Below are 23,278 nucleotides of genomic sequence, written 5' to 3'. Positions count from 1 at the left end.
GCGGACCATGCCCCTGACAATCGACCGCATTCCGGCCGATTTCGGCCGCTGGGACGAGGTGCTTGCCTTGATCATGCATGCCTTCGCCTTCATGGACGGCGTCATCGACCCGCCGTCCTCGGCTCACCTGCTCACCGTCGATACACTGCGCGACAATGCCTTGCGCGAGACCGGTTTCGTGGCTCTCGATGACGACAGGATCGTCGGCTGCGTCTTTGCTCAGGAAAGGGCTGACGATCTTTATGTCGGCAAGCTCGCCGTCGCCCCGGACTGCCAGAGGCGAGGCATCGGCCGGCGGCTGATGCAGGCGGTCGAACGTCTCGCGCTCGACGGCGGCAAGGCGGCGCTGGAACTGCAGACGCGCATCGAACTCACCGCCAATCACGCCGCCTTTGCCCGCCTCGGCTTTCACGAGACCGGGCGGACGGCGCATGAGGGCTACGCCAGGCCGACCTCTATCACCATGCGCAAGGCTCTTTCGTAAGCCTTGGCTTCCATTTGAAGAACGAACCAGGAGCGCGCCGCCGCGATACCGTCAGGTTCTGAGCGGCAGCACGCGGTCCGGCGGGCGGTGACCGTCAACGAAGGCGCGGATGTTGATGATGACCTTCTCGCCCATGTCGATGCGGCCCTCGAGCGTCGCCGAACCCATATGCGGCAAAAGCACGACCTTGTGCCGGGCGGCGAGCTTGAGCAGCTTGGCATTGAGCGCCGGCTCGTGCTCGTAGACGTCGAGGCCGGCGCCGGCGATCTTGCCGTCCTGAATCAGCTTGACCAGCGCTTCCTCGTCGATGATGTCGCCACGCGCGGTGTTGACGACATAGGCCGTGGGCTGCAGCAGCGCCAGGCGCCGTGCCGACAAAAGATGGAAGGTCGCGGGCGTCGACGGACAATTGACGGAGATGATGTCCATGCGGGCCAGCATCTGGTCAAGGCTCTCCCAATAGGTCGCCTCCAGCCCGTCCTCGACCGCCGGCAAAACGCGATGGCGGTTGTGATAGTGGATGGAAAGGCCGAAAGCCTTGGCCCGGCGCGCGACGGCCGTGCCGATGCGGCCCATGCCGACAATGCCCAGCCGCTTGCCCCAGATGCGCCGGCCAAGCATCCAGGTCGGCGACCAGCCGGCCCATTTCTTGTCGCCGGTGAGCACATTGGCGCCCTCCGCGAGCCGGCGCGGCACCGCCAGCATCAGCGCCATTGTCATGTCGGCGGTATCTTCGGTCAGCACATTGGGCGTGTTGGTGACGGTGATGCCCCTCTTGGCGGCCGCAGCCACGTCGATCTTGTCGACGCCGTTGCCGAAATTGGCAATCAGCTTGAGGTTGTCGCCGGCCTGGGCGATCAGCGCCGCGTCAATCTGGTCGGTCACCGTCGGCACCAGCACGTCGGCTTCCTTGACCGCGGCGACCAGCTCCGGCTGCGTCATCGGCCTGTCCTCGACATTCAGCCTGGCGTCGAACAGCTCGCGCATGCGGGTCTCGACCGGGTCGGGCAGCTTTCGCGTGATGACCACGAGAGGCTTCTTTTTGCCTACCATTGTTTCCCTCGTTGAGACCTCTTTAACCAAGACCGGCGAAACTGAAAGCCGGTCGCGGTAGCCGATTTACCCATGTAACAAGCGGTGCCGCCGAAGACAAAGAAAAAGGGGCGCCAAGGCCACCAGGCCGGCGCCGAAAGGAACGAAAGTGTCTGGTTTCGCGTCGCTTCGCCTGGCCCTCAGCGCAGCATTTCTCGGCGCTCTCTTCTATCCCCCGCTTGCCGCGGCGCAGAGCGCGGCCGCGCCCGCCCAGAGCGCCGTCACGCTCGGGCCGAGCGGCTTGCCGCTGCCGCGATTCGTCAGCCTGAAGTCCGGCCGCGTCAATTCGCGCGTCGGCCCCGGCGCCAACTACTCGGTCGACTGGATGTATATGAAGGCCGGCCTGCCGATGGAGGTCGTCCAGGAATTCGACACGTGGCGCCGCGTGCGCGATGCGGATGGCTCGGAGGGCTGGATCAATCAGTCGCTGCTGTCAGGCCGGCGCACGGCGATCATCGCGCCCTGGCAGCGCGGCAAAGGCGCCCAGATCAACCTTATGAAAAGCCCCGACAAGGATGCCCGTGTGGTGGCGATCGTCGAGCCGGGCGTCATGGGCACGATTAAGTCCTGCGACGGCCAGTGGTGCGAAATGACGCTCGACGGCCACACCGGCTGGCTCGCCCAGGCGGCGGTCTGGGGCGCCTATCCCGGCGAGCGGGTCAAGGACTGAGGCCGTCCCGCTTGCGCCCGATGGGGCCAAGGTGGGTGTCCTGAAAACCGGTTAACAGTTTCAGGCCGTAGCCCAGTGCACGGTCGATGGCGATGTGGGCGATCCAGATCAGTGCGACCGCGCTCGCGACCGCATGACCGGACAGGGACCCGACGAGCAGCAGCAGCACCGGTACGATGAGGATGTGCAAGGCGTTGTAGGCGATGGCGCCGATGCGCGGCCCGCCGAGATAGCCGAACATTGACAGGTCCGGCGCCAGGATGAGCAATCCGAAGAGCCACCAGGAAACGCCTGACCAAGCGTAGAAGACGATCGCAACGGCCGCCACGACAGCCCATTCGAGCCGGATTATCAGCTCGAGGGGTCTCATCCCGGACAGATTATTCTGGCCGGACAGATCATTCCCGGCCGGGCCGATCGTTCTGGCCTCACCGGTCATTCCTGGCGCTTGGGGCGCAGCCTCACCACGATGTCGACATTGGCGATTTCCATGCCCTCGGGCGGATCCGGCAGGTTGGTGACCGTCACCGGACCATTGGCGATGTCGAAAATCCGGTTTTCGCCTTCGATGTAGAAATGATGGTGGTCGGAGGTGTTGGTGTCGAAATAGGTCTTGGCGCCCTCGACGGCGAGGATGCGCAGCAGACCCGCCTGGGTGAACTGGTGGAGCGCGTTGTAGACCGTGGCCAGCGACACCGGCACGCCGGCGGCCAGCGCCTCCTCGTGCAGTTCCTCGGCCGAGAGATGGCGATCGCCCTTGGCGAAAAGCAGGTCGGCCAGCGCAATGCGCTGCCGCGTCGGCCTCAGGCCGGCTTCACGTACCCGCTTGTCCACAGCGACATTTTCCTTCCGGCAGCCCCGGTCCATCTGGTCTTCCAAGCCAACAGTCCCGCTTCAAGACACGCCCAGAATGGCAAAAAAATGAATGTCTGCCGAAACCGGACCCCTGTTGACATATATTCTGTCGTCCGAATGCGATCAATAGCGCGCATTGACCCGAGCAGACTGGCGGGTTAAGCGCAAACGCCGGTTTCCGGCCTGAAACAGATTGTGTTAGGACACCAACGACAAGGGCGCGCTACCGCCCGGACGATATGGGGACGAGATTGATGGCGGGTAAATCCAGCTACGACTACGAAGAATTGCTGGCCTGCGCCCGCGGCGAGCTGTTCGGAGAGGGCAATGCCCAGCTGCCCTACCCGCCGATGCTGATGTTCGATCGTATCACCGAGATCAGCGAGACCGGCGGTGCCTTCGACAAGGGCTTCATCCGTGCGGAGTTCGACATCAAACCGGACCTGTGGTTCTTCGCCTGCCATTTCATCGGCAATCCGATCATGCCAGGATGCCTCGGCCTGGACGCCTTGTGGCAGTTGACCGGCTTCTATCTTGGCTGGCTCGGCGAACCCGGCAAGGGAATGGCGCTGTCGACCGGTGAGGTCAAGTTCAAGGGCATGGTCACGCCATCGGTCAAGAAGGTCGAGTATGGCGTGGATTTCAAGCGTGTCATGCGCGGCCGGTTGGTGCTGGGCATCGCCGATGGCTGGATGAAGGCGGATGGCGAGCCCATATATGCGGCGACGGACCTGAAGGTCGGTCTGTCCAAGCAGTCGGCGGTCGCTTGACCGCACCCTTGGCCGACCCACTGGCCAGCATCCCTGGAAGGAGTTGCGAATGAGACGTGTCGTAGTCACAGGCCTCGGCATCGTGTCGTCGATCGGCAACAATGCCAACGAGGTGCAGACCTCGCTGCATGACGCCAGATCCGGCATCAGCTTTTCCGATTCCTTTGCCGAGCACGGCTTCCGCTGCCAGGTCTGGGGCGCACCGACACTCGACCCCTCGGCCATGATCGATCGCCGCGCGATGCGCTTCCTGAGCCAAGGTGCTGCCTGGAACCACGTCGCCATGGACCAGGCGATCGCCGATGCGGGCCTCGGCGAAAGCGACATCACCAATGAGCGCACCGGCATCGTCATGGGCTCGGGCGGCCCCTCCACCCGCACCATCGTCGAGGCGGCCGAAACCACGCTGAAGAACGGCAGCCCCAAGCGCATCGGCCCCTTCGCGGTGCCCAAGGCGATGTCGTCGACCGCGTCGGCAACGCTGGCCACCTGGTTCAAAATCCACGGCGTCAACTATTCGATCTCGTCGGCCTGCTCGACCTCGGCGCATTGCATCGGCAATGGCTACGAGCTGATCCAATGGGGCAAGCAGGACATGGTCTTTGCCGGCGGCCACGAGGATCTCGACTGGACGATGTCGGACCTGTTCGACGCCATGGGCGCCATGTCGTCCAAGTTCAACGACAGGGCCTCGGCCGCGTCCCGCGCCTATGACGTCAATCGCGACGGCTTCGTCATCGCCGGCGGCGCCGGCGTGCTGGTGCTTGAGGAGCTTGAGCATGCCAAGGCGCGCGGCGCCAAGATCTACGCCGAGATCGTCGGCTACGGCGCGACCTCGGACGGCTACGACATGGTGGCCCCCTCCGGCGAAGGCGCGGTCCGCTGCATGCGCCAGGCGCTGGCGACGGTCTCCACGCCCGTCGACTACATCAACACCCACGGCACCTCGACGCCGGTGGGAGATTCCAAGGAAATGGGCGCCATCCGCGAAGTCTTCGGCGAAAAGATGCCGTTCATCACCTCGACAAAGTCGCTGACCGGCCATTCGCTGGGCGCGGCCGGCGTTCAGGAGTCCATCTATTCGATCCTGATGATGCAAGGCGGCTTCATCGGCGAAAGCGCCCATATCGAAACCCTCGACCCCGAATTCGAGGGCATGCCGATCGTGCGCAAGCGCATCGACAACGCCAAGATCGACACCGTCCTGTCAAATTCCTTCGGTTTCGGTGGCACCAACGCAACGCTCGTTTTCCAGCGCTATTCCGCATAAGGCCAGCGGTTTTCTAAGGGGATTGCCTGCCATGGACGGATTGATGAAGGGCAAGCGCGGGCTTGTCATGGGTGTTGCCAACGATCATTCGATCGCCTGGGGCATCGCCAAGAAATTGTCCGAACATGGGGCGGAGCTCGCCTTCACCTACCAGGGCGAGGCCTTCGGCCGCCGGGTCAAGCCGCTCGCCGACAAGCTCGGCGCCTCACTGGTCGTTCCCTGCGATGTCGAGGACAGCGCTTCGGTCGCCGCCACGTTCGAAACGCTCGGCAAGGAATGGGGCGGACTGGACTTCGTCGTCCACGCCATCGGCTTTTCCGACAAGAATGAGTTGAAGGGGCTCTACGCCGACACCAGCCGGGACAATTTCGTCCGCACCATGGTGATTTCCTGCTACTCCTTCACCGAAGTGGCCCGCAACGCGGCGGCACTGATGACCGAAGGCGGCTCGATGATCACGCTGACCTATGCCGGTTCGGTCCGCGTCATGCCGAACTACAATGTCATGGGCGTCGCCAAGGCCGGCCTCGAGGCCAGCGTGCGCTACCTTGCCAACGACTACGGTCCGCGTGGCATCCGGGTGAACGGCATCTCGGCGGGCCCGGTGCGCACGCTCGCCGGCGCCGGCATTTCGGACGCCCGTCACATGTTCTCCTACCAGCAGCGCAACTCGCCGTTGCGCCGCACGGTGACCATAGACGAGGTCGGCGGCTCCGCGCTTTATTTGCTGTCCGACCTCGCATCGGGCGTCACCGGCGAAATCCACTATGTCGATTCCGGCTATCACATCGTCTCGATGCCGACGCTCGACGAGTTGAAGCAGACGGATGGCTAACTGGCCGTTAAGAATCAAGGCGCCAAGCTATGGGCAACCGTTTTGGAAAAATGGCTCTTTTCCAGTAAAGAAAATAATCTTCTCCAGTAAAATTGGATACATTCGCGGAAACTCATTTTAAGTAGATTTCCGCTATAGAGTCCCGCAATCTGGGGACCTTTGAATGACTGCCGTCAGCAACCCGAAGCGAACACCGGTGTTCCGACTGCTCACGATAGCGAGTTCGGGCATTGGCAGTTTTGTCCTCGGCATCTGGGGCTTGAAGCACGGCCTCGGCGACGGGTTTGCCGGCATATCGATGGACATGATGGTCGCGATCATGGCTGCGCTCTGCGCGCTGGCGGCGTCGGTGGCGGCCATGTCGTTCTTCGCCGGCGTCGATGAATCGGCCGATTTCGTCTTCAACGAAACCCATTTCGACAAGCTGACCGGACTGCTGGCGCGCCCGGCGATGGTCGGCAAGATCGCCGAGGCGGCATGCGCGACAAGCCGGACCGGAGAACCGGTGTTCCTGATCGACATCGACATCGACCGGTTCAAGCAGATCAACGACGCGATCGGCTATACGCAGGGCGACGAGTTGATCCGCGCCTTCACCAAGCGGCTGCAGGCCTGCGTGCCCGCACGCGCCCTGGTCGGGCGTATCGGCGCCGGCGAGTTCGCGGTGCTGCTTGCGGATCATCAGATCCAGGGAACGATGGAAAGCATGGTCGAAAGGCTCATCGACGAAATGATGGAGCCCTATGAGCTGAGCACCCATCAGCAGTCGGTGAGCCTGTCGGTGGGTATCGTGGCCATGCCCAAGGATGGCGTCGATCCGGTCCTTATCCTGCGCCGCTCCAACCTGGCGCTGCAGAATGCGCGCGCCGGCGGGGTCGGCAACTGGTCGGTGTTCGACAGCGAGATGGGGCGTGTCGCCGATCATCGTCAATGGGTCGAATCCGAACTGCACACCGCTTTCGAGCGCGGAGACTTCGACCTCCACTATCAGCCGCAGCTCGACCTGCCGACCGGCCGCATCATCGGCTACGAGGCGCTGATCCGCTGGAACCATCCCGAACGTGGCATGATCCCGCCCATGGAGTTCATCCAAATCGCCGAGGAAACCGGGATGATCAACCCGATCGGCGAATGGGTTCTGCGCAAGGCCTGCAGCGACGCCCGCCATCTGCCGGACGACTGTTTCGTCGCCGTGAACATCTCGCCGGTTCAGTTCATGACCAAGGACTTCGTCGGCATCGTGCGTGACACCATGCGGGCCACCGGCATCAAGCCGTCGCGGCTTGAGCTGGAAGTCACCGAGACGGCGATGATGCAGGACCGCGACCGCGCGGCCGCCATCCTGAAAGAGCTTGCCGAAATGGGCATCTCGGTTGCCGTCGACGATTTCGGCACCGGCTATTCCAACCTCAGCTACCTCATCGACTTCTCATTCGGCAAGCTAAAGATCGACCGTTCCTTCGTCAGCCGCATCGATACCGATTCCAGCTCCGGCGCTGTCGTCTCGACCATCGTCGGGCTTTCGCGCGCGCTCGGCGTCAGCATCATCGCCGAAGGCGTCGAGACCGAGAGCCAGGCGACGCTGTTGCGGGCCGCCGGCTGCGAGGTGGTGCAGGGTTACCTGTTCGGCCGTCCGGCGCCACTCAAGTTCAGGCTTGGCGACGAGCACGCCACCGACGAGGTCCGGCGCGTCGCCAACCTGCATTAAGCAAGTCAGCGCCGGGCGGAAAACACCTTGAACATGCCATCGCGGGCAAGCTCCGCGTGACTGGCAAAGGCAGCCGACAGCACGGGCTCGTAGGGAAGCTGGCGGTTGGCGACCATGAACAGCCTGCCACCGGGCTTCAACGCCTTGGCCGCCGCGCGGATCATGCCGGCACCGATCTCCGGCTCGGCCGCACGGCTGCGGTGGAAGGGCGGGTTCATGGCGATGACGTCATACCGGCGCTCGACAGGCTCGGCGAGCAGATCGGTCCAGAAGAAGCCCTGCGCCACTGTGTTGGCGAGGTTGCCCTTGGCCACCTCCAGCGCATCGAAATCGGCCTCATAGAGATCGAGGCCCGACAGGCCTGACGAGCGGGCAGCCATCTCAGCCGCGACATACCCCCAGCCGGCGCAGAAATCGGCCGCATTGCCGCGCAGGTCACCGGGCAAATTGTCGACCAGCAGTTTCGAACCCGCATCGACGCGATCGAAAGAGAACATACCGGGTGCGGTGTGGAACCGCTCCTCGATCAGCAAAGCGGGATTGGCGGCGCGAAGCGTGGCTGCGGCCTGCATATCCACCGGGCGGCGCAGCCAGAAGGCGATGCCGTGATATTTCGGCATATGGCCGTGGAGCGGCACGAGCTCGTCGACGCGCTTGCGCAGGCTGGCAATGCCGTCGTCCTTGCCGCCGGCGACGACGACAAGTCCGCCTGGCACCACGCGCTCGAGGGCATCGGCGACACGCAATTCGTTCTGGCCGCGGTGACGGCCCGCGAGCACCAGCGCGGCATCAAACCCGTCCCCCTCGGTTTGCGGCGTGACGGCAAAGCCGGCCGGCTGCAATGCACGGAAATACGGCCGGAAGCCCTGCACGAGATGCAGCGTGGCCTCGAAACCTGACGGCACGCGCAGGCCGGGCTCGGCGCCGAGGAAGAGGATGCGTTCGCCCTTTCGCGGCAAGGAGAGAGCCTCGGCCTCGAACGGATGGAAAAGCGTCTTCAGAGCTTCAGCGGCCATAGAAGTGCTCCCAGAGTCTTGCGCAATTCCCAAGGGAAAGCGCCTCATACTTTCCTGAAACTGCTCCAAACGAAAACGGGCGCGACATAAGCCGCGCCCGCTTCGATTTTTCTGTCAGAGCGCTCAGGCGGCGTCTTCTTCGCCTTCGGCCTTCTTGTCGCGCACGATTTCCTTGCCTGTGGCCTGGTCGACGACCTTCATGGACAGGCGGACCTTGCCGCGTTCGTCGAAGCCCATCAGCTTGACCCAGACCTTGTCGCCTTCCTTGACGACGTCCGAGGTCTTGGCGACCCGCTCATTGGCGAGCTGCGAGATGTGGACGAGGCCGTCACGCGGACCGAAGAAGTTGACGAAGGCGCCGAAGTCGGCGGTCTTGACGACCGTGCCTTCGTAGATCTCGCCGACTTCCGGCTCGGCGACGATGGTGTGGATCCACTTCTTCGCCGCCTCGATCTCCTTGGCGTTCGAGGAAGCGATCTTCACCGTGCCGTCGTCCTCGATGTTGATCTTAGCGCCGGTCTTCTCGACGATCTCGCGGATGACCTTGCCGCCCGAACCGATGACGTCGCGGATCTTGTCGGTCGGGATATGCATGACCTCGATGCGCGGCGCGAACTCGCCGAGTTCGGGGCGGGCGCCGGTCAGGGCATGCGCCATTTCGCCGAGGATATGCTGGCGGCCGTCCTTGGCCTGATCCAGCGCGATCTTCATGATCTCCTCGGTGATGCCCTCGATCTTGATGTCCATCTGCAGCGAGGTGATGCCGTTGGCGGTGCCGGCGACCTTGAAGTCCATATCGCCGAGGTGATCCTCGTCGCCCAGGATGTCGGAGAGCACGGCGAAGCGCTCACCTTCCTTGATCAGGCCCATGGCGATACCGGCAACGGGCTTGGCCAGCGGCACGCCGGCATCCATCAGCGCCAGCGAGGTGCCGCAGACGGTGGCCATCGAGGACGAGCCGTTGGACTCGGTGATCTCCGAGACGACGCGCAGCGTGTAGGGGAACTGGTCAGCGCTCGGCAGCATCGGACGGATGGCGCGCCAGGCGAGCTTGCCGTGGCCAATTTCGCGGCGGCCCGGCGAACCCATGCGGCCGGTCTCACCGACGGAATAGGGAGGGAAGTTGTAGTGAAGGAGGAACTTCTCCTTGTACATGCCGGTCAGCGAATCGACATACTGCTCGTCTTCGCCGGTGCCGAGCGTGGCAACGACCAGCGCCTGGGTCTCGCCGCGCGTGAACAGGGCCGAACCATGGGTGCGCGGCAGGACGCCGACTTCCGAAACGATCTTGCGGACCGTCTTCAAGTCGCGGCCGTCGATGCGCGAGCCGGTGTCGAGGATGTTCCAGCGCACGACCTTGGCCTGGAGTTCCTTGAACACCGAGCCGATCTGCTCGGAGGTGTACTTGGCCTCTTCGCCTTCGGCCGGAGCAAAGGCTGCCTTGACCTTCGCCTTGACAGCGTCGACGGCGGCATAGCGCTGCTGCTTGTCGGTGATCTTGTAGGCATTGCTGAGCTCGTCGCCGACGATCTTCAGCATCTCGCCTTCAAGCGCGGAATAGTCCGGCGCGGTGAAGTCGCGCGGCTCCTTGGCGGCGACTTCGGCCAGCTTGATGATGGCGTCGATGACCGGCTGGAAGCCCTTGTGGCCGAACATGACAGCGCCGAGCATCAGCTCTTCGCCAAGTTCCTTGGCTTCCGACTCAACCATCAGCACGGCGTCGGCGGTGCCGGCGACGACGAGGTCGAGCTTGGATTCCTGCATTTCGTCGATGTGCGGGTTCAGGACGTATTCGCCGTTGATGTAGCCGACGCGCGCGCCGCCGACCGGGCCCATGAAGGGAACGCCCGACAGGGTCAGGGCGGCCGAGGTGGCGACGATCGACAGGATGTCCGGATCATTTTCGAGATCGTGCTGGACGACGGTGACGACGATCTGCGTGTCGTTCTTGTAGCCGTCGGCGAAGAGCGGACGGATCGGGCGGTCGATGAGGCGCGAAACCAGCGTTTCCTTTTCGCTCGGACGGCCTTCCCGCTTGAAATAGCCGCCCGGGATCTTGCCGGCGGCATAGGTCTTTTCCTGGTAGTTGACGGTCAGCGGAAAGAAATCGAGGCCGGGCTTGGGCTCCTTCATCGAAACGACGGTGGCCAGAACCTTGGTCTCGCCGTAGGTGGCGAGCACGGCGCCGTCAGCCTGACGGGCGATCTTGCCGGTTTCGAGGATGAGCGGGCGACCGCCCCATTCGATTTCCACTTTGTGCTGATTGAACATGTCTTGTCCTTTGTATGAGGAAGGGCCGCGCCGTTTCAGCGTGCGCCGGTGCCCTTTCCCCTGGCTTCCTTTCTCGGGCAGCCACGGGCAAGACAACGGGAGGCTCGGGTCTGTCGGCACGGTGGCCATACGAGCGTCCTGCAATCCTGCCCCATGACCGTCCATGGGTGGCTCCGAGTGGCCCTCTGCGCGCTCGAAGCCGGATATGGCCAATCGATCGACCGGCCCGCGCACGACCCCGGTTTACGGAACACGTCATGCGCAATTCAGCTTTTCGGAGCGTCCGTCCGGCATCCCGATGGGGTGCGCGGCGCTCCAGTCCTGCATTCGAGATCGGATTGGCCCCGGTGCTCGAATGCGCGACCGGCGGACTCCTTGAGGGAGCCCGCCGGTCAATTCGTCAACGGCGCAGACCGAGCTTCTCGATCAGTGTCTGATAGCGCGCGTCGTCCTTGCGCTTGAGGTAATCAAGCAGGCTGCGACGCTGGGACACGAGAGCGAGCAGACCACGGCGGGAATGGTTATCCTTCTTGTGGTCCTTGAAATGGTCGGTCAGGTTCTTGATGCGCTCGGAAAGGATGGCCACCTGGACTTCCGGAGACCCGGTATCGCCCTTGGCGGTCGCGAATTCACCCATCAATTCCTTTTTGCGCTCGGCAGTAATCGACATCGTGTTTTTCCTTATCTGTTTGAGGAAACGGGTCGCCCTCAGCCGGGATGTCGTCCAGCAGGGGCCGGTGCAGGCAAAGCGTCGTGGCGCTATGCTGCGGCGCATATAGTGCAATTCCCGGCAAAACACCAGCCCAATTCACCAAGCCGGCTTTTCAGCTCAAAATGGCAAGTTTTGTCGGCTTTAAAGCCATTTCTTCCATTTGAAGAAGGCAATCAGGCCGACCGCGACAAGCAGCATGAAGATGAGTGCCGCCGGATAACCATAGTAAGACCGCAGCTCCGGCATGTTCCATGGCGAGGTATCGGGACTGAAATTCATGCCCCAGACGCCGACCAGGAAGGTGAGCGGCATAAAGATGACCGAGACGATGGTGAGATAGCTGATGACGTCGTTGGTGCGCGCCTGGCTCAGCGACAGGTGCATCTCGATCAGCCCGGTCAGCATGTCGCGCTGGGTCTCGACCAGTTCGATCAGCCTGAGTGAGTGGTCGAGCGTGTCATTGAGGAAGACCTTGGTCTCGGCTCTGACATAGGGCACGTCGTTGCGGATCAGCGTCGCCAGCGCATCGCGCATCGGCCACAGCACGCCCTTCAGCACATTGGCGTCGCGCCGCAATTCGTGCAGCTGCCGCATCTGATGCTTGTGCGTGGAATGCAGCATCTCATCCTCGATGCCGTCGACCAGGTCGCCGGCCGCCTCGATCGGCGGGAAATAGCTGTCGACGATGGCGTCGATCAGCGCGTAGGCCAGATAGTCGGCGCCGCGTGTGCGCAAGCGGTTGGGCGCCGAACTCTCGATGCGCTTGCGCACCGGGTCGAACGGATCGCCCTCACGCTCTTGGAAAGTGACGACGAAGTTCTCGCCGACGAAGAGGGCGATCTGTTCGTAGCGATGGGCTGTGACATCGTCGATCATGCGCACGACGACGAAGGCATGATCCTCGAAGAAATCGACCTTGGGCCGCTGGCCGGTGTTGACGACATCCTCCAGCGCCAGCGGATGCAGGCTGAAGATGCGGCCGATCTCCTCGATCAGCGGGATGTTGGCGAGGCCGGTGCAGTCGAGCCAGATCACCGGCCATTTGTGGCAATTGGCCTCGACATCGTCGATGCTGGCATTGTCGATAGTCTTGAACTTCTGCGGCGAGATCAGGGTCAGCCGCAATTCGGAGCGTCGCGCCGCCGGATCGGCGATCAGCGTGCCCGGCGAAGCGCCGACGGGCGGCCGCCGCGTCTTCACCGGCGCCCGCTTCTTCACCGCATCGGCCTTTGCCATCTGCCCCTCGATCGTAGAATCGACGTGAAGTTAGACGAGAGCCGTCACCCGGCAAAGACCCGCTTGGGCTTGAACATGCCTTGTTCGATCGCGCCGATGGCCACCAGCTTGCCGCGAGCCGTCGCACAGGCTTCCTCGGCCTCGACAGGCGCATCGCGGCCGCGAATGATGACCGGATTGCCGAGGCGGATCTTGGTCGCCGCATCGTCGCTGATGGCGATCTGCGGCAGGCAGTCGAGAGCCGCTGACGTGTCGACCAGAAGCGCGTCGATCGCGCCGAAGTCTACCGGCACGTCAATCGCATCGGCGTCGTCGGCAGGCTCCGGCTTGTCCTCGCCTTGCGCACCGAAACGGGCCGCTTCCAGTTCGGCGATGGTGACGAAATCCTCGGATGTGAACGGCTCGACCTCGACTCGGCGCAAATCGCTGATATGGCCGAAGCAGCCAAGGTCGCGGCCCATGTCACGGGCCAGTGAGCGCACATAGGTGCCCTTGCCGCATTCGACCTCGAAAACGGTGTGGTCCGCGTGGTGTTCGATGACGTCGAGGCGGCCGATCTCGATCTCGCGCGCGGGGATGTCGACAGTCTCGCCTTCGCGGGCGAGGTCGTAGGCGCGTTCGCCTGCGATCTTGATGGCCGAGAATTGCGGCGGCGTCTGCATGATGACGCCGGTGTATTTCGGCAGCAGCGCCTTGACCTCTACTTCCGCCGGACGGAGGTCTGAACTCTTCGTCACCGGCCCTTCAAGATCATCGGTCGAGCGCTCCTGCCCCCAGGCGACGGTGAAGCGGTAAATCTTGGCGCCGTCCTGCACGTAGGGAACGGTCTTGGTGGCCTCACCGAGCGCGATCGGCAGCATGCCGGAAGCCAGCGGATCGAGCGTGCCGGCATGGCCGGCCTTTTCCGCCTGGAACAGCCATTTGATCTTCGACACGGCCTCGGTCGAGCCCATGCCTACCGGCTTGTCCAGCACCACCCAGCCGGAGACCGGCCGGCCCTTCTTCTTGCCGCGGCGCCCCATTATTCGCTGTCCCTGTCGTCTTTGGCCCTGTCGTCTTTGGCCTTGTCGTCGTCCGCATCGAGATCGCGTGCCACTTCAGGCGACTTCAGCAGATCATTGATCCTGGCGAAATTGTCGAAGGAAGTGTCGAGCTTAAAGCGGAACTCCGGCATGAACTTCATCTGCCGCAGAGCGCCGGAGACACGGCCACGGACGAATTTCGCATGCTTGTTCAACGCCTCGACAACAGCGTCGGTGTCCTTGGCGCCAAGCGGCGAAACGAAGGCGGTGGCAACCCTCAGGTCGGGCGACATGCGCACTTCCGAGACCGACACAACGGTATTTTCGATCAGCGGATCGATGATCTCGCCGCGCTGCAACGTTTCGGAGAGCGCGTGGCGCACCTGTTCGGCAACGCGCAGCATACGCTGGGACGGGCTGGATGTGGTTGGACGGGGCATTTTTTCTCAATCCTGAAAGCGTGAGGCACGGGATGGGACCGTGCCGCATGTCTCACATGTCAACGCATCAGCCCGAAATCGAATTCGGTTTCGAAAAGCACGATGCGCAATTTCACAATAAACTCCGGGCGGCGGTCTTTCGACCACCGCCCGGCATGGACAAGTCACGCGAACTCAGAGCGTCCGGGTCACCATCTCGACGCGGAAGCACTCGATGACGTCGCCGACGCGCATGTCCTCGTAGTTCTGGAAGGCCATGCCGCACTCCTGGCCGCCGGGGACTTCCGAAACCTCGTCCTTGAAGCGCTTGAGCGTCTTCAGCGTGCCTTCGTGGATGACAACGTTGTCGCGGATCAGGCGCACGCCCGCGCCTCGCTCGACCTTGCCTTCGGTGACACGGCAGCCGGCGATCTTGCCGACCTTGGTGATGTCGAAGATCTCGAGGATCTCGGCATTGCCGATGAAGGTCTCGCGACGCTCCGGCGACAGCAGGCCCGACAAAGCCGCCTTCACATCATCCACGAGGTTGTAGATGATCGAGTAGTAGCGGATTTCGATGCCCGCGGCGGCTGCCGCGGCACGTGCCTGTACGTTGGCACGGACGTTGAAGCCGATGATTGCCGCACCAGACGTTTCCGCCAGCGAGACGTCGCTTTCGGTGATGGCGCCGGCTCCGGCATGGACGATGCGCGCACGCACCTCGTCGGTGCCGAGCTTGTCCAACGCGGCGTTGATCGCCTCGATCGAGCCCTGCACGTCGCCCTTGATGACCAACGGGAATTCCTTCAACCCGCTCGTCTGCAACTGCGACATCATCTGTTCGAGCGAGCCGCGCTGGCCGGCATGCTTGGCCACCGCCTTCTCACGCGCCAGGCGCTGGCGATACTCGGTGATCTCGCGGGCGCGGGCCTCATTGTTGACCACGGCGAAGCGGTCGCCGGCCAACGGAGTACCCTGAAGGCCGAGCACCTCGACCGGCATCGCCGGCGGCGCCTCCTTGATCTGCTCGCCGCGATCGTTGACCAAAGCGCGTACGCGGCCCCATTCGTTGCCGGCGACGAGGATGTCGCCCGGCATCAAGGTGCCGGTCTGCACCAGCACGGTGGCGACGGGGCCACGGCCCTTGTCGAGCTGCGCTTCGATGACGACACCCTCGGCGGTACGGTCCGGATTGGCCTTCAGGTCGAGGATTTCGGCTTGCAGCAGGATCGCCTCGAGCAGCTTGTCGAGATTGGTGCCCTTGGTCGCCGACACTTCGACGTCAAGCACTTCACCGCCCATCGATTCGACGAAGACCTCATGGCGCAGCAGTTCGGAGCGCACCTTCTGCGGATCGGCGTCATGCTTGTCGATCTTGTTGATGGCCACGATGATCGGAACGCCGGCCGCCTTGGCGTGACTGATCGATTCGATCGTCTGCGGCATGACGCTGTCGTCGGCCGCCACCACCAGGATAGCGATGTCGGTGGCCTGGGCGCCGCGAGCACGCATCGCCGTGAAGGCGGCGTGGCCGGGCGTATCGATGAAGGTGATCTTCTGACCGTTCTTCTCGACCTGATAGGCCCCGATATGCTGGGTGATGCCGCCGGCCTCGCCGGAGACGACATTGGCGTTGCGGATGGCATCGAGCAGCGAGGTCTTGCCGTGGTCGACGTGGCCCATGATGGTCACGACCGGCGGACGCGACACCAGATCCTCGGCGTTGTCGGCGATGTTGAACAGGCCTTCCTCGATGTCGGATTCGGCAACGCGGCGGACCGTGTGGCCGAATTCGGTGGCGACCAACTCGGCCGTGTCGGCGTCGATGACGTCGCCCGGCTTCAGGATCTGGCCCTGCTTCATGAAGAACTTGACCACATCGACCGCACGTTCGGACATGCGCTGCGCCAGTTCCTGGATGGTGATGGTCTCGGGCAGGATCACTTCGCGCATGACTTTCTCGCGCGGCTCATTGTGCATCGCGCGCTTGAACTTCTCCTGGCGGCGACGCATCGACGACAGCGAACGGGCCCGCGCATCCTCATCGGAAAGCGCGGAATTCAGAGTCAGCTTGCCACGGCGACGGTCTTCCTCGCCCTTGGTCGGCTTGGCCGGACGCGCCACTTCGGGCGTGACCAGGCGACGCACCGGGGCGCCGGCGCCAGCCCGCTTCGGCTTGACCTCTTCCTCTTCGTCGGCCGTTGCCAGCTCCGCGGCCAGCGGCGCGCGGCGGCGGGCCTCTTCTTCTGCGCGGCGGCGCGATTCGGCCTCGGCCTGCAGCCGTGCCTCTTCCTCGGCCTGGCGGCGCGCGGATTCCTCGCGCTCGCGCTTGCGGCGCTCTTCGTCCTCGGCCCGGCGCTTGGCTTCCTCGGCGGCGCGCTGACGGTCTTCGACCTCGCGGACCTTGGACCCTTCCAGCGCTCTGCGGCGGGCTTCCATTTCGCTGCGCGACAGTTCGTTCAGCACCATGCCGCTGCGCTCGACCGGAGCCGGCGGGGGAGCCGGAGGCGCAGCCTTCGGCGCTTCCTGCACGACAGGGGCCGCGGCGACGGGCGGCTTCGGCGTGAAGACGGGCACAGGGGCAGCGGCAACCGGCTCCGGCTTGTCGCCGGGCAGGGAGAATTTGCGCTTCTTGGTCTCGACCACGACCGACTTGGTACGGCCATGCGAGAAGTTCTGGCGCACGGTGCCCTGTTCCATGCCGGGGCGCTTCAGCGTCAAGGTCTTCTTAGGTGTAACACTCAACGTCTTGTCGTCGCCCGATTTCGTATCGCTCATTCCATATCCTCTGCGGCCTCATCTTCGTCAGCAACGGCCGCAAGCATTGCCAGATCGTCCGGGGTACCGCCCCGATACCGGTCGAGCGCAACCATGCGCTTCTGGACCGCCTTACCCGCGTCTCCCGCGAGAACGGCAGCATGTATCACATTTGTACCCCCCAATGCCAAGCTCAACTCGGCCTCGGAGAAAAGTTTGTAGGCAAGTATGGAAGGGCCGCCAATATGGACGGTCGCCCGCCGCGCCTGGCTGATCTTGCGTACGCCATCGTCCGATGCTTCGGTCGCGTGGAGCACGAAAAGCGCCAGCCCGCCGCGCACGGCACTCTCAACCTTGGTGGCGCCAAGAGAAATCGCGCCTGCCTTGCGGGCGAGACCCAGCATGCCCAGAGCGGATCTGGAAAGCAGCCCATCGACCATGCCGCCAAGATCCGGCGGCACAACCACCTGTGCCTTGAAGGCGCGGGCAAAAAGGTTCTTGGCCGCCGCCTTCTCGATATGTAGGCGGTCGGCGCTCACCCAGCAACCGCGGCCGGGCAGATTTCTCTTGAGATCGGGAACGACGGCCGAATCCGGGCCGACGACGAACCGGATCAGTTCATCCGGTTCGGCCTGCCTGCGGGTAACGATGCAGGTGCGATCGTTCATCTCGTCCAAGGGCGGGTTGTGTGCGATGCGGTTTCACCTCACGCACCAACGGCTTCGTCAGCCGATGCTTCTTCGGCCACAAGCTCGTCTTCGGAAATCCAGCCGGCCTTGAGACGGGCATTGAGCACCATCTGTTCGGCATCGGCGCGCGAAACACCGTGATTGGCCAGCACGCCCGGATAGACCTTGGTCTCGCCGTCCTTGCGTTCCTTCCAACCGGTCAGGTCGTCGGCGGCATAGCCGGCGAAATCCTCGATCGTCTTCACGCCATCCTCGCCGAGCGTCACCATCATGGCGGTGGTGATGCCGGGAATTTCGCGCAGTTCGTCCTTGACGCCCAGCGCCTTGCGCTTCTCGTCATGCTCGGCCTCGATCTTTTCGAGGTACTCGCGGGCACGGGTCTGGATTTCGGAAGCGGTGTCGTCGTCGAAGCCGTCGATCGAGGCGATTTCGCCGGCGTCGACATAGGCGACTTCCTCGACGCTGGTGAAGCCTTCGGAGGCCAGCACCTGGCCGACCATCTCGTCGACATCGAGGGCTTCCATGAACAGCGCCGAGCGCTCGACGAATTCCTTCTGGCGGCGCTCGGATTCCTCGGCTTCCGTCAGGATGTCGATATCCCAGCCGGTGAGTTGCGAGGCGAGACGCACGTTCTGGCCGCGACGGCCGATGGCCAGCGACAGCTGATCGTCGGGAACCACCACCTCGATGCGCTCGGCGTCCTCGTCGAGCACGACCTTGGCGACTTCCGCCGGCTGCAGCGCATTGACGATGAAGGAGGCGGCCGAGGGCGACCACGGAATGATGTCGATCTTCTCGCCCTGCAATTCGCCGACGACGGCCTGGACGCGGCTGCCGCGCATACCGACGCAGGCGCCGACCGGATCGATCGAACTGTCACGCGAGATGACGGCGATCTTGGCGCGCGAGCCCGGGTCGCGGGCGACCGACTTGATCTCGATGATGCCGTCATAGATTTCCGGCACTTCCATGGTGAACAGCTTGGCCATGAACTGCGGATGCGTACGCGACAGGAAGATCTGCGGGCCGCGCTGCTCGCGGCGCACGTCGTAGACATAGGCGCGGACGCGGTCGCCATATTTGTAGTTTTCGCGCGGAATCAGCTCATCGCGGCGGATGATCGCCTCGCCACGGCCGAGATCGACGATGACATTGCCATATTCGACACGCTTGACGGTGCCGTTGACGATCTCGCCGATGCGGTCCTTGTATTCGTCATACTGGCGGTCGCGCTCGGCCTCGCGCACTTTCTGGACGATGACCTGCTTGGCCGACTGCGCGGCGATGCGGCCGAAATCCATTGGCGGCAGCTGTTCGGCGATGAAGTCGCCGAGCTGCGCGTCGGGATTGCGCTCGCGAGCCGAGGAAATGGCGATCTGGGTGGCGTAGTCGTCGACCTTTTCGACCACTTCCATCAGCCGCTGCAGCTTCATCTCGCCGGTGTTCGGGTTGATGTCGGCGCGGATGTTGGTCTCCTGGCCGTAACGCGAACGCGCCGCCTTCTGGATCGCATCGGCCATGGCGGCGATGACGATCGACTTGTCGATCGACTTTTCACGCGCGACCGCATCGGCAATCTGCAGCAGTTCAAGTCTGTTGGCGCTTACTACCATGTTTTTTCTCCCGAGCCTGTTTGCCGGACCTTTGGGGCCGGCAGCTCAATCAACTTTCCTGTTCGTGTTCTTCCGTGGCGTCCGTCTCAGCACCCTCGGGCACGTCGTCATCCGGTTCGCCGCGGCGTTTCTTGGCTTCCTTGCGCGCCCTGTTGTCCTTCGACAACGCATCGCGAATGAGGTCGTCGGTCAGGATCAGCCGGGTTTCGGCAATGGCGTCGTAAGGCACGCGCACTGTCGGTTCCTCGCCATAGGCCGCCTTGTCGCGCTCGATCAGCACGTCGTTCTCACCGGCCTCGGCGATCTTGCCCTTGAATCGCTTGCGATCCGCGACGATGACCGATGTTTCCATCTTCACCAGATGACCGGTCCAGGTCACGAAATCCGATTTGCGCACCAACGGCCGGTCGATGCCGGGCGAAGAGACTTCGAGATGATAGGCCTTTTCGATCGGATCATCGACATCGAGCGCCGGTGACACCGCGCGGCTGACCTCTTCGCAATCCTCGACGGTCATGGTGCCGTCCTCGCGTTCGGCCATGATCTGCAGCGTCAGCCCGTTCTGGCCGGACAGATGCACCCGCACGAGGCGAAAGCCGATGCCGCGCAGCACCGGCTGGACGATCAGCGCAATGCGCGCATCGATGCCGCTTTCGCGGATGATGCGGTCGTCACCTTCGCTTGCCGTTGCAGTCATCAAGTACCTGTCGTTTCGAACCTATCGGCAGGTAATAAAAAAGAGCGGGACCGGGTGGACCCACTCTTCGTCATACCGACCAAGAATTTGACGCTGATATAAACGAACATGGCCGGTGTTTCAAGCCCGCCGTGCCGAACCGGCAAAAGGGTCGACAGCGTCAGCATTGCTCCAGGCGCATGGCCACCATGCGCCAATCCCCCTGTGACATCCGGAGGGGCGCTCTTATTTATTAGCCACGACACGAACAGAAGCGGCGCGCGGTGGCGCACGAAAGGACAAGATCATGAGCAATCGCAGACTATTTTCCGCCCTGGGCGACCTCTTCACCGCATTTGGCGGCGCGGTTGCCGCGTCGCGCGCCGTGGAAGCCGGCCGCAAGCCGCGCGCCGACGACTTGCGCAAGCTCGGCATGGATCCGGCCATCTTCAACAGAATCGGCCGTTTCTGAAAATCTGGCGAGGGGGCGCGCGCCTATTTCCTGACAAAGGTCAGATAGGCAGGCCGCCGGCCTTCGCGAACGGCCTTCGCCTCGTAACGCGTGCCAGGCCAGCCCTCATAGGGACGATGCCAGTCGGCGGCTTCGGCCGCCTGCCATGCGAAGGCGCCATGCGCCCGGCAATGCAGCAAGGTCCAGTTTACATAGGTATCGATATCGGACGCGAAGCGGAATTTTGAGCCCGGTTTCAAGACGCACGCGAAACGCTCGAGATTGACCGGACTGACGAAACGCCGCTTCCAGTGCTTCTTCTTCGGCCATGGATCGGGATAGAGAAGATCGATGCCGTCGAGCGAGGCCGGCGGCAGCCAGTCGAGCAGCCGGGTGGCGTCATCGTCATGGACCCGCAAATTGGCCAGCGGCCTTGCCCGCACCGCCATCATCATCTTGGCCATGCCGTTGACGAAGGGCTCGATGCCGATGAAGCCCGTTGTCGGCGCCTCGATGGCGCGGTGCAGAAGATGCTCGCCGCCGCCAAAGCCGATCTCGAGCCGGACGGCCGAAACTTCAGTTTCAAACAGAGTGCGCAGATCCGACGGCGCATCAGCCGTCAGATCGAGCCGATAGGCATCAAGCCCGCTTTCCAGGGCCGCCGCCTGCTGCGGACGAACGGGCTTGCCGCGCCGACGACCGAAAAAGGCTTCGGTCGTACGGCTTGGCCTGTCTTGCGGGCTCATCTGGCGGTGCTGGGTCTGTCGCAGCTTCAGGCCGCGACAGCATCCTTGAGCGCCTTGGCGAGATCGGTCTTTTCCCAGGAAAAAGATCCGTCGCGGCCGGCCTTGCGGCCGAAATGGCCGTAGGACGACGTCTTGGCATAGATCGGCTTGTTAAGGTCGAGGTGACGGCGGATGCCCGACGGCGACAGGTCCATCACGGTGCGCAGCGCGTCCTCGAGCTTTGCCTCGTCGACCTTGCCGGTGCCGTGCAGGTCGACATAGACCGACAGAGGCTGGGCGACGCCGATGGCGTAGGAAAGCTGGATGGTGCAACGGTCGGCAAGCTTCGCCGCCACGACATTCTTGGCCAGATAGCGCGCCGCATAGGCTGCCGACCGGTCGACCTTGGTGGTGTCCTTGCCCGAGAAGGCGCCGCCGCCATGTGGTGCCGCGCCGCCATAAGTGTCGACGATGATCTTGCGGCCGGTGAGGCCGGCGTCACCGTCCGGGCCGCCGATGACGAACTTGCCGGTCGGGTTGATGTACCACATGCAATCGTCGGCGATCTTGAGATCACCAAGCGCCTCGCGGATGTAGGGTTCGACGACCTTGCGGACCTTCTTGGAGTCCCATGTCGCGTCGAGATGCTGGGTCGACAGCACGATCTGGGTTGCCTCGGCGGCCTTGCCGTCGACGTAGCGGACGGTGACCTGACTCTTGGCGTCCGGGCCGAGCTTGCCGGCATCGCCGTTGTTTTGGTGGCGGGCGGCGGCCAGCAGTTCGAGGATCTTATGGCTGTAGTAGATCGGCGCCGGCATCAGGTCCGGCGTCTCGCGGCAGGCATAGCCGAACATGATGCCCTGATCGCCCGCACCTTCCTCGCCCTGGCGGTCGGCGGCGTTGTCGACGCCCTGGCCGATGTCTGGCGACTGGCCATGCAGGAGAACCTCGATCTTGGCCGTCTTCCAGTGGAAGCCGGCCTGCTCGTAGCCGATCTCGCGGATCGCCTTGCGGGCGACTGATTTGAATTTTGCCGGATTCACCACCGGGTGGCCCGCGGCGTCCTTGAGGATGTTGCCAGCCTTGTCCTTTTTCAGCAGCGTTTCGGGGACGCGCACTTCGCCGGCGATGACGACGCGGTTGGTGGTGGCGAGCGTCTCGCAGGCGACACGGACCTTCCATGGGTCCATGCCGGTCTTCTTGGCCTCACGGTAGACCAGATCGACAATCTCGTCGGAGATCCGGTCGCAGACTTTGTCGGGATGGCCCTCGGCAACGGATTCCGAGGTAAAGAAGTAGTTCTGCCGCGTCACGGGTGTCCCCTCTTGAAAAACGATCGGCAGGCTGCCGATTTTGGCGCGCCACGTGTTAGCGGGGCAAAGCGCCGCTCGTCAAGCGTTGCCGCCATTCTGGCACGACTGTCGATGTCGATATCTTGTGCCACCGGCGGCGAATGCCGCCGGTTCGAGGCGTATCGAGGGTCAGTCGAGATCGTCGGCGGCGAGCGACTTCACCAGGTCGATGATCCTGCGGCGCACCTTGACGTCGGCGATCTTGACGAAGGCCCGGTTGAGCTGAAGGCCTTCGGGACTGCCGCAGAATTCGACGGCGAAAGCCATCGACGCATCCTCGGAAAAGCCGCGGCCGGCCACCGCTTCCTGGCCCGGCGCATCCTCGAAGAAGAAGGCGACGGGCACGCCGAGTATCGAGGCTATCGCCTGTAGCCGGCTGGCGCCGACGCGGTTGGTGCCCTTTTCATATTTCTGGATCTGTTGAAATGTGATGCCGAGATTCTCGCCCAGCTTTTCCTGGCTCATTCCGAGCATGTTGCGGCGAAGCCGGATGCGGCTTCCAACGTGAATGTCTATGGGATTGGGTTTCTTCTTGTTTTCTTCTGTCATTTTTTCCTCGCCGAATTTTTTCGGCTTTGTGATTTTTTCCCGCCCAAAAAAAGCCGGGGGCGACTGCCCCAACAGACCGATCCACCGACTTCGAGAAATTTTCAGG

At 63.3% G+C, this 23,278-nt stretch carries 23 protein-coding genes; 7 read left to right on the top strand and 16 right to left on the bottom strand.

What is annotated here, in order from left to right; all coding sequences use genetic code 11:
* Window positions 1-7 precede the first annotated feature (7 nt).
* Window positions 8-484: a GNAT family N-acetyltransferase gene (locus tag AB4Z43_RS20165; protein WP_441938804.1), complete on the top strand. Its 477-nt coding sequence runs from the start codon at window positions 8-10 to the stop codon at window positions 482-484.
* Window positions 485-535: 51 nt separating this feature from the next.
* On the opposite strand, the gene AB4Z43_RS20160 is transcribed toward AB4Z43_RS20165, so the two are convergent.
* Window positions 536-1,537 carry a 2-hydroxyacid dehydrogenase gene (locus AB4Z43_RS20160; RefSeq protein ID WP_019863085.1) on the bottom strand — a complete coding sequence of 334 codons (1,002 nt, stop codon included), beginning with the start codon at window positions 1,535-1,537 and terminating at the stop codon, window positions 536-538.
* Window positions 1,538-1,685: 148 nt separating this feature from the next.
* Between AB4Z43_RS20160 and AB4Z43_RS20155 the strand changes: the two genes are divergently transcribed.
* Window positions 1,686-2,246 carry an SH3 domain-containing protein gene (locus tag AB4Z43_RS20155; RefSeq protein ID WP_441938803.1) on the top strand — a complete coding sequence of 187 codons (561 nt, stop codon included), beginning with the start codon at window positions 1,686-1,688 and terminating at the stop codon, window positions 2,244-2,246.
* Here the strand turns inward: AB4Z43_RS20155 and AB4Z43_RS20150 are convergent.
* Together AB4Z43_RS20150 and irrA are read right to left on the bottom strand one after the other, a co-directional pair.
* A complete protein-coding gene (locus AB4Z43_RS20150) occupies window positions 2,236-2,685 on the bottom strand; it encodes a DUF4260 domain-containing protein (RefSeq protein WP_441938802.1) in 450 nt (149 codons plus the stop codon). The genes AB4Z43_RS20155 and AB4Z43_RS20150 overlap by 11 nt on opposite strands.
* A complete protein-coding gene (irrA, locus tag AB4Z43_RS20145) occupies window positions 2,682-3,113 on the bottom strand; it encodes an iron response transcriptional regulator IrrA (protein ID WP_010913333.1) in 432 nt (143 codons plus the stop codon). Before irrA ends, AB4Z43_RS20150 begins: the two co-directional genes overlap by 4 nt.
* Before the next feature lie 242 nt (window positions 3,114-3,355).
* On the opposite strand from irrA, the gene fabA reads away from it, so the two are divergent.
* The 4 genes from fabA to AB4Z43_RS20125 all read left to right on the top strand — a co-directional run bounded on the left by fabA (window position 3,356) and on the right by AB4Z43_RS20125 (window position 7,684).
* The gene (gene fabA, locus AB4Z43_RS20140; protein WP_010913332.1) at window positions 3,356-3,871 is read left to right on the top strand and encodes a 3-hydroxyacyl-[acyl-carrier-protein] dehydratase FabA; all 516 of its coding nucleotides are present in this window, start codon (window positions 3,356-3,358) and stop codon (window positions 3,869-3,871) included.
* Window positions 3,872-3,920: 49 nt separating this feature from the next.
* Window positions 3,921-5,141 (top strand): beta-ketoacyl-ACP synthase I, encoded by a 1,221-nt coding sequence (fabB, locus tag AB4Z43_RS20135; RefSeq protein ID WP_010913331.1) that lies wholly within the window; start codon window positions 3,921-3,923, stop codon window positions 5,139-5,141.
* 31 nt (window positions 5,142-5,172) lie between these two features.
* The gene (gene fabI / locus AB4Z43_RS20130; RefSeq protein WP_019863081.1) at window positions 5,173-5,976 is read left to right on the top strand and encodes an enoyl-ACP reductase FabI; all 804 of its coding nucleotides are present in this window, start codon (window positions 5,173-5,175) and stop codon (window positions 5,974-5,976) included.
* A 163-nt stretch (window positions 5,977-6,139) separates the two neighbouring features.
* Entirely contained in the window at window positions 6,140-7,684 is a 1,545-nt protein-coding gene (locus tag AB4Z43_RS20125; RefSeq protein WP_038652050.1) for a putative bifunctional diguanylate cyclase/phosphodiesterase, read from the top strand.
* A gap of 5 nt (window positions 7,685-7,689) precedes the next feature.
* On the opposite strand, the gene AB4Z43_RS20120 is transcribed toward AB4Z43_RS20125, so the two are convergent.
* From AB4Z43_RS20120 to rimP, 10 genes are all read right to left on the bottom strand, one after another.
* Entirely contained in the window at window positions 7,690-8,700 is a 1,011-nt protein-coding gene (locus AB4Z43_RS20120; protein WP_441938801.1) for a class I SAM-dependent methyltransferase, read from the bottom strand.
* 123 nt (window positions 8,701-8,823) lie between these two features.
* A complete protein-coding gene (gene pnp / locus AB4Z43_RS20115; protein WP_038652046.1) occupies window positions 8,824-10,971 on the bottom strand; it encodes a polyribonucleotide nucleotidyltransferase in 2,148 nt (715 codons plus the stop codon).
* A 400-nt stretch (window positions 10,972-11,371) separates the two neighbouring features.
* Window positions 11,372-11,746 (bottom strand): 30S ribosomal protein S15, encoded by a 375-nt coding sequence (gene rpsO / locus AB4Z43_RS20110; protein ID WP_269465810.1) that lies wholly within the window; start codon window positions 11,744-11,746, stop codon window positions 11,372-11,374.
* 78 nt (window positions 11,747-11,824) lie between these two features.
* Complete coding sequence (corA, locus tag AB4Z43_RS20105) at window positions 11,825-12,919, bottom strand: magnesium/cobalt transporter CorA (protein WP_441938800.1); 1,095 nt, start codon at window positions 12,917-12,919, stop codon at window positions 11,825-11,827.
* Between the two features lie 44 nt (window positions 12,920-12,963).
* Entirely contained in the window at window positions 12,964-13,941 is a 978-nt protein-coding gene (truB, locus tag AB4Z43_RS20100; protein WP_441938799.1) for a tRNA pseudouridine(55) synthase TruB, read from the bottom strand.
* Window positions 13,941-14,381, bottom strand: coding sequence for a 30S ribosome-binding factor RbfA (rbfA, locus tag AB4Z43_RS20095; RefSeq protein WP_441938798.1), 441 nt, complete (start codon window positions 14,379-14,381; stop codon window positions 13,941-13,943). Before rbfA ends, truB begins: the two co-directional genes overlap by 1 nt.
* Before the next feature lie 174 nt (window positions 14,382-14,555).
* On the bottom strand, window positions 14,556-17,138 hold the full coding sequence (gene infB / locus AB4Z43_RS20090) for a translation initiation factor IF-2 (RefSeq protein WP_064984621.1): 2,583 nt from the start codon (window positions 17,136-17,138) through the stop codon (window positions 14,556-14,558).
* Window positions 17,135-17,785, bottom strand: a complete 651-nt coding sequence (locus AB4Z43_RS20085; RefSeq protein ID WP_441938797.1) for an RNA-binding protein — start codon at window positions 17,783-17,785, stop codon at window positions 17,135-17,137. Before AB4Z43_RS20085 ends, infB begins: the two co-directional genes overlap by 4 nt.
* Window positions 17,786-17,823: 38 nt before the next feature.
* On the bottom strand, window positions 17,824-19,419 hold the full coding sequence (gene nusA, locus AB4Z43_RS20080) for a transcription termination factor NusA (RefSeq protein ID WP_019863071.1): 1,596 nt from the start codon (window positions 19,417-19,419) through the stop codon (window positions 17,824-17,826).
* Window positions 19,420-19,468: 49 nt separating this feature from the next.
* Window positions 19,469-20,116, bottom strand: coding sequence for a ribosome maturation factor RimP (rimP, locus tag AB4Z43_RS20075; RefSeq protein WP_064984619.1), 648 nt, complete (start codon window positions 20,114-20,116; stop codon window positions 19,469-19,471).
* A 286-nt stretch (window positions 20,117-20,402) separates the two neighbouring features.
* On the opposite strand from rimP, the gene AB4Z43_RS20070 reads away from it, so the two are divergent.
* Window positions 20,403-20,567 (top strand): hypothetical protein, encoded by a 165-nt coding sequence (locus AB4Z43_RS20070; protein WP_019863068.1) that lies wholly within the window; start codon window positions 20,403-20,405, stop codon window positions 20,565-20,567.
* A 23-nt stretch (window positions 20,568-20,590) separates the two neighbouring features.
* On the opposite strand, the gene trmB is transcribed toward AB4Z43_RS20070, so the two are convergent.
* The 3 genes from trmB to AB4Z43_RS20055 all read right to left on the bottom strand — a co-directional run bounded on the left by trmB (window position 20,591) and on the right by AB4Z43_RS20055 (window position 23,172).
* Window positions 20,591-21,292 carry a tRNA (guanine(46)-N(7))-methyltransferase TrmB gene (gene trmB / locus AB4Z43_RS20065; protein ID WP_441938796.1) on the bottom strand — a complete coding sequence of 234 codons (702 nt, stop codon included), beginning with the start codon at window positions 21,290-21,292 and terminating at the stop codon, window positions 20,591-20,593.
* 26 nt (window positions 21,293-21,318) lie between these two features.
* Window positions 21,319-22,584, bottom strand: coding sequence for a methionine adenosyltransferase (metK, locus tag AB4Z43_RS20060; RefSeq protein ID WP_441938795.1), 1,266 nt, complete (start codon window positions 22,582-22,584; stop codon window positions 21,319-21,321).
* Window positions 22,585-22,752: 168 nt separating this feature from the next.
* Entirely contained in the window at window positions 22,753-23,172 is a 420-nt protein-coding gene (locus AB4Z43_RS20055) for a helix-turn-helix domain-containing protein (RefSeq protein WP_027047724.1), read from the bottom strand.
* Between the last annotated feature and the right edge of the window lie 106 nt (window positions 23,173-23,278).

The organism is Mesorhizobium sp. 2RAF45, assembly GCF_052115225.1.
In the GTDB taxonomy this organism is placed as follows: domain Bacteria; phylum Pseudomonadota; class Alphaproteobacteria; order Rhizobiales; family Rhizobiaceae; genus Mesorhizobium; species Mesorhizobium jarvisii.
Note: the sequence above shows the minus strand (reverse complement) of the source record. Positions and strands in the feature narration are given on the sequence as shown.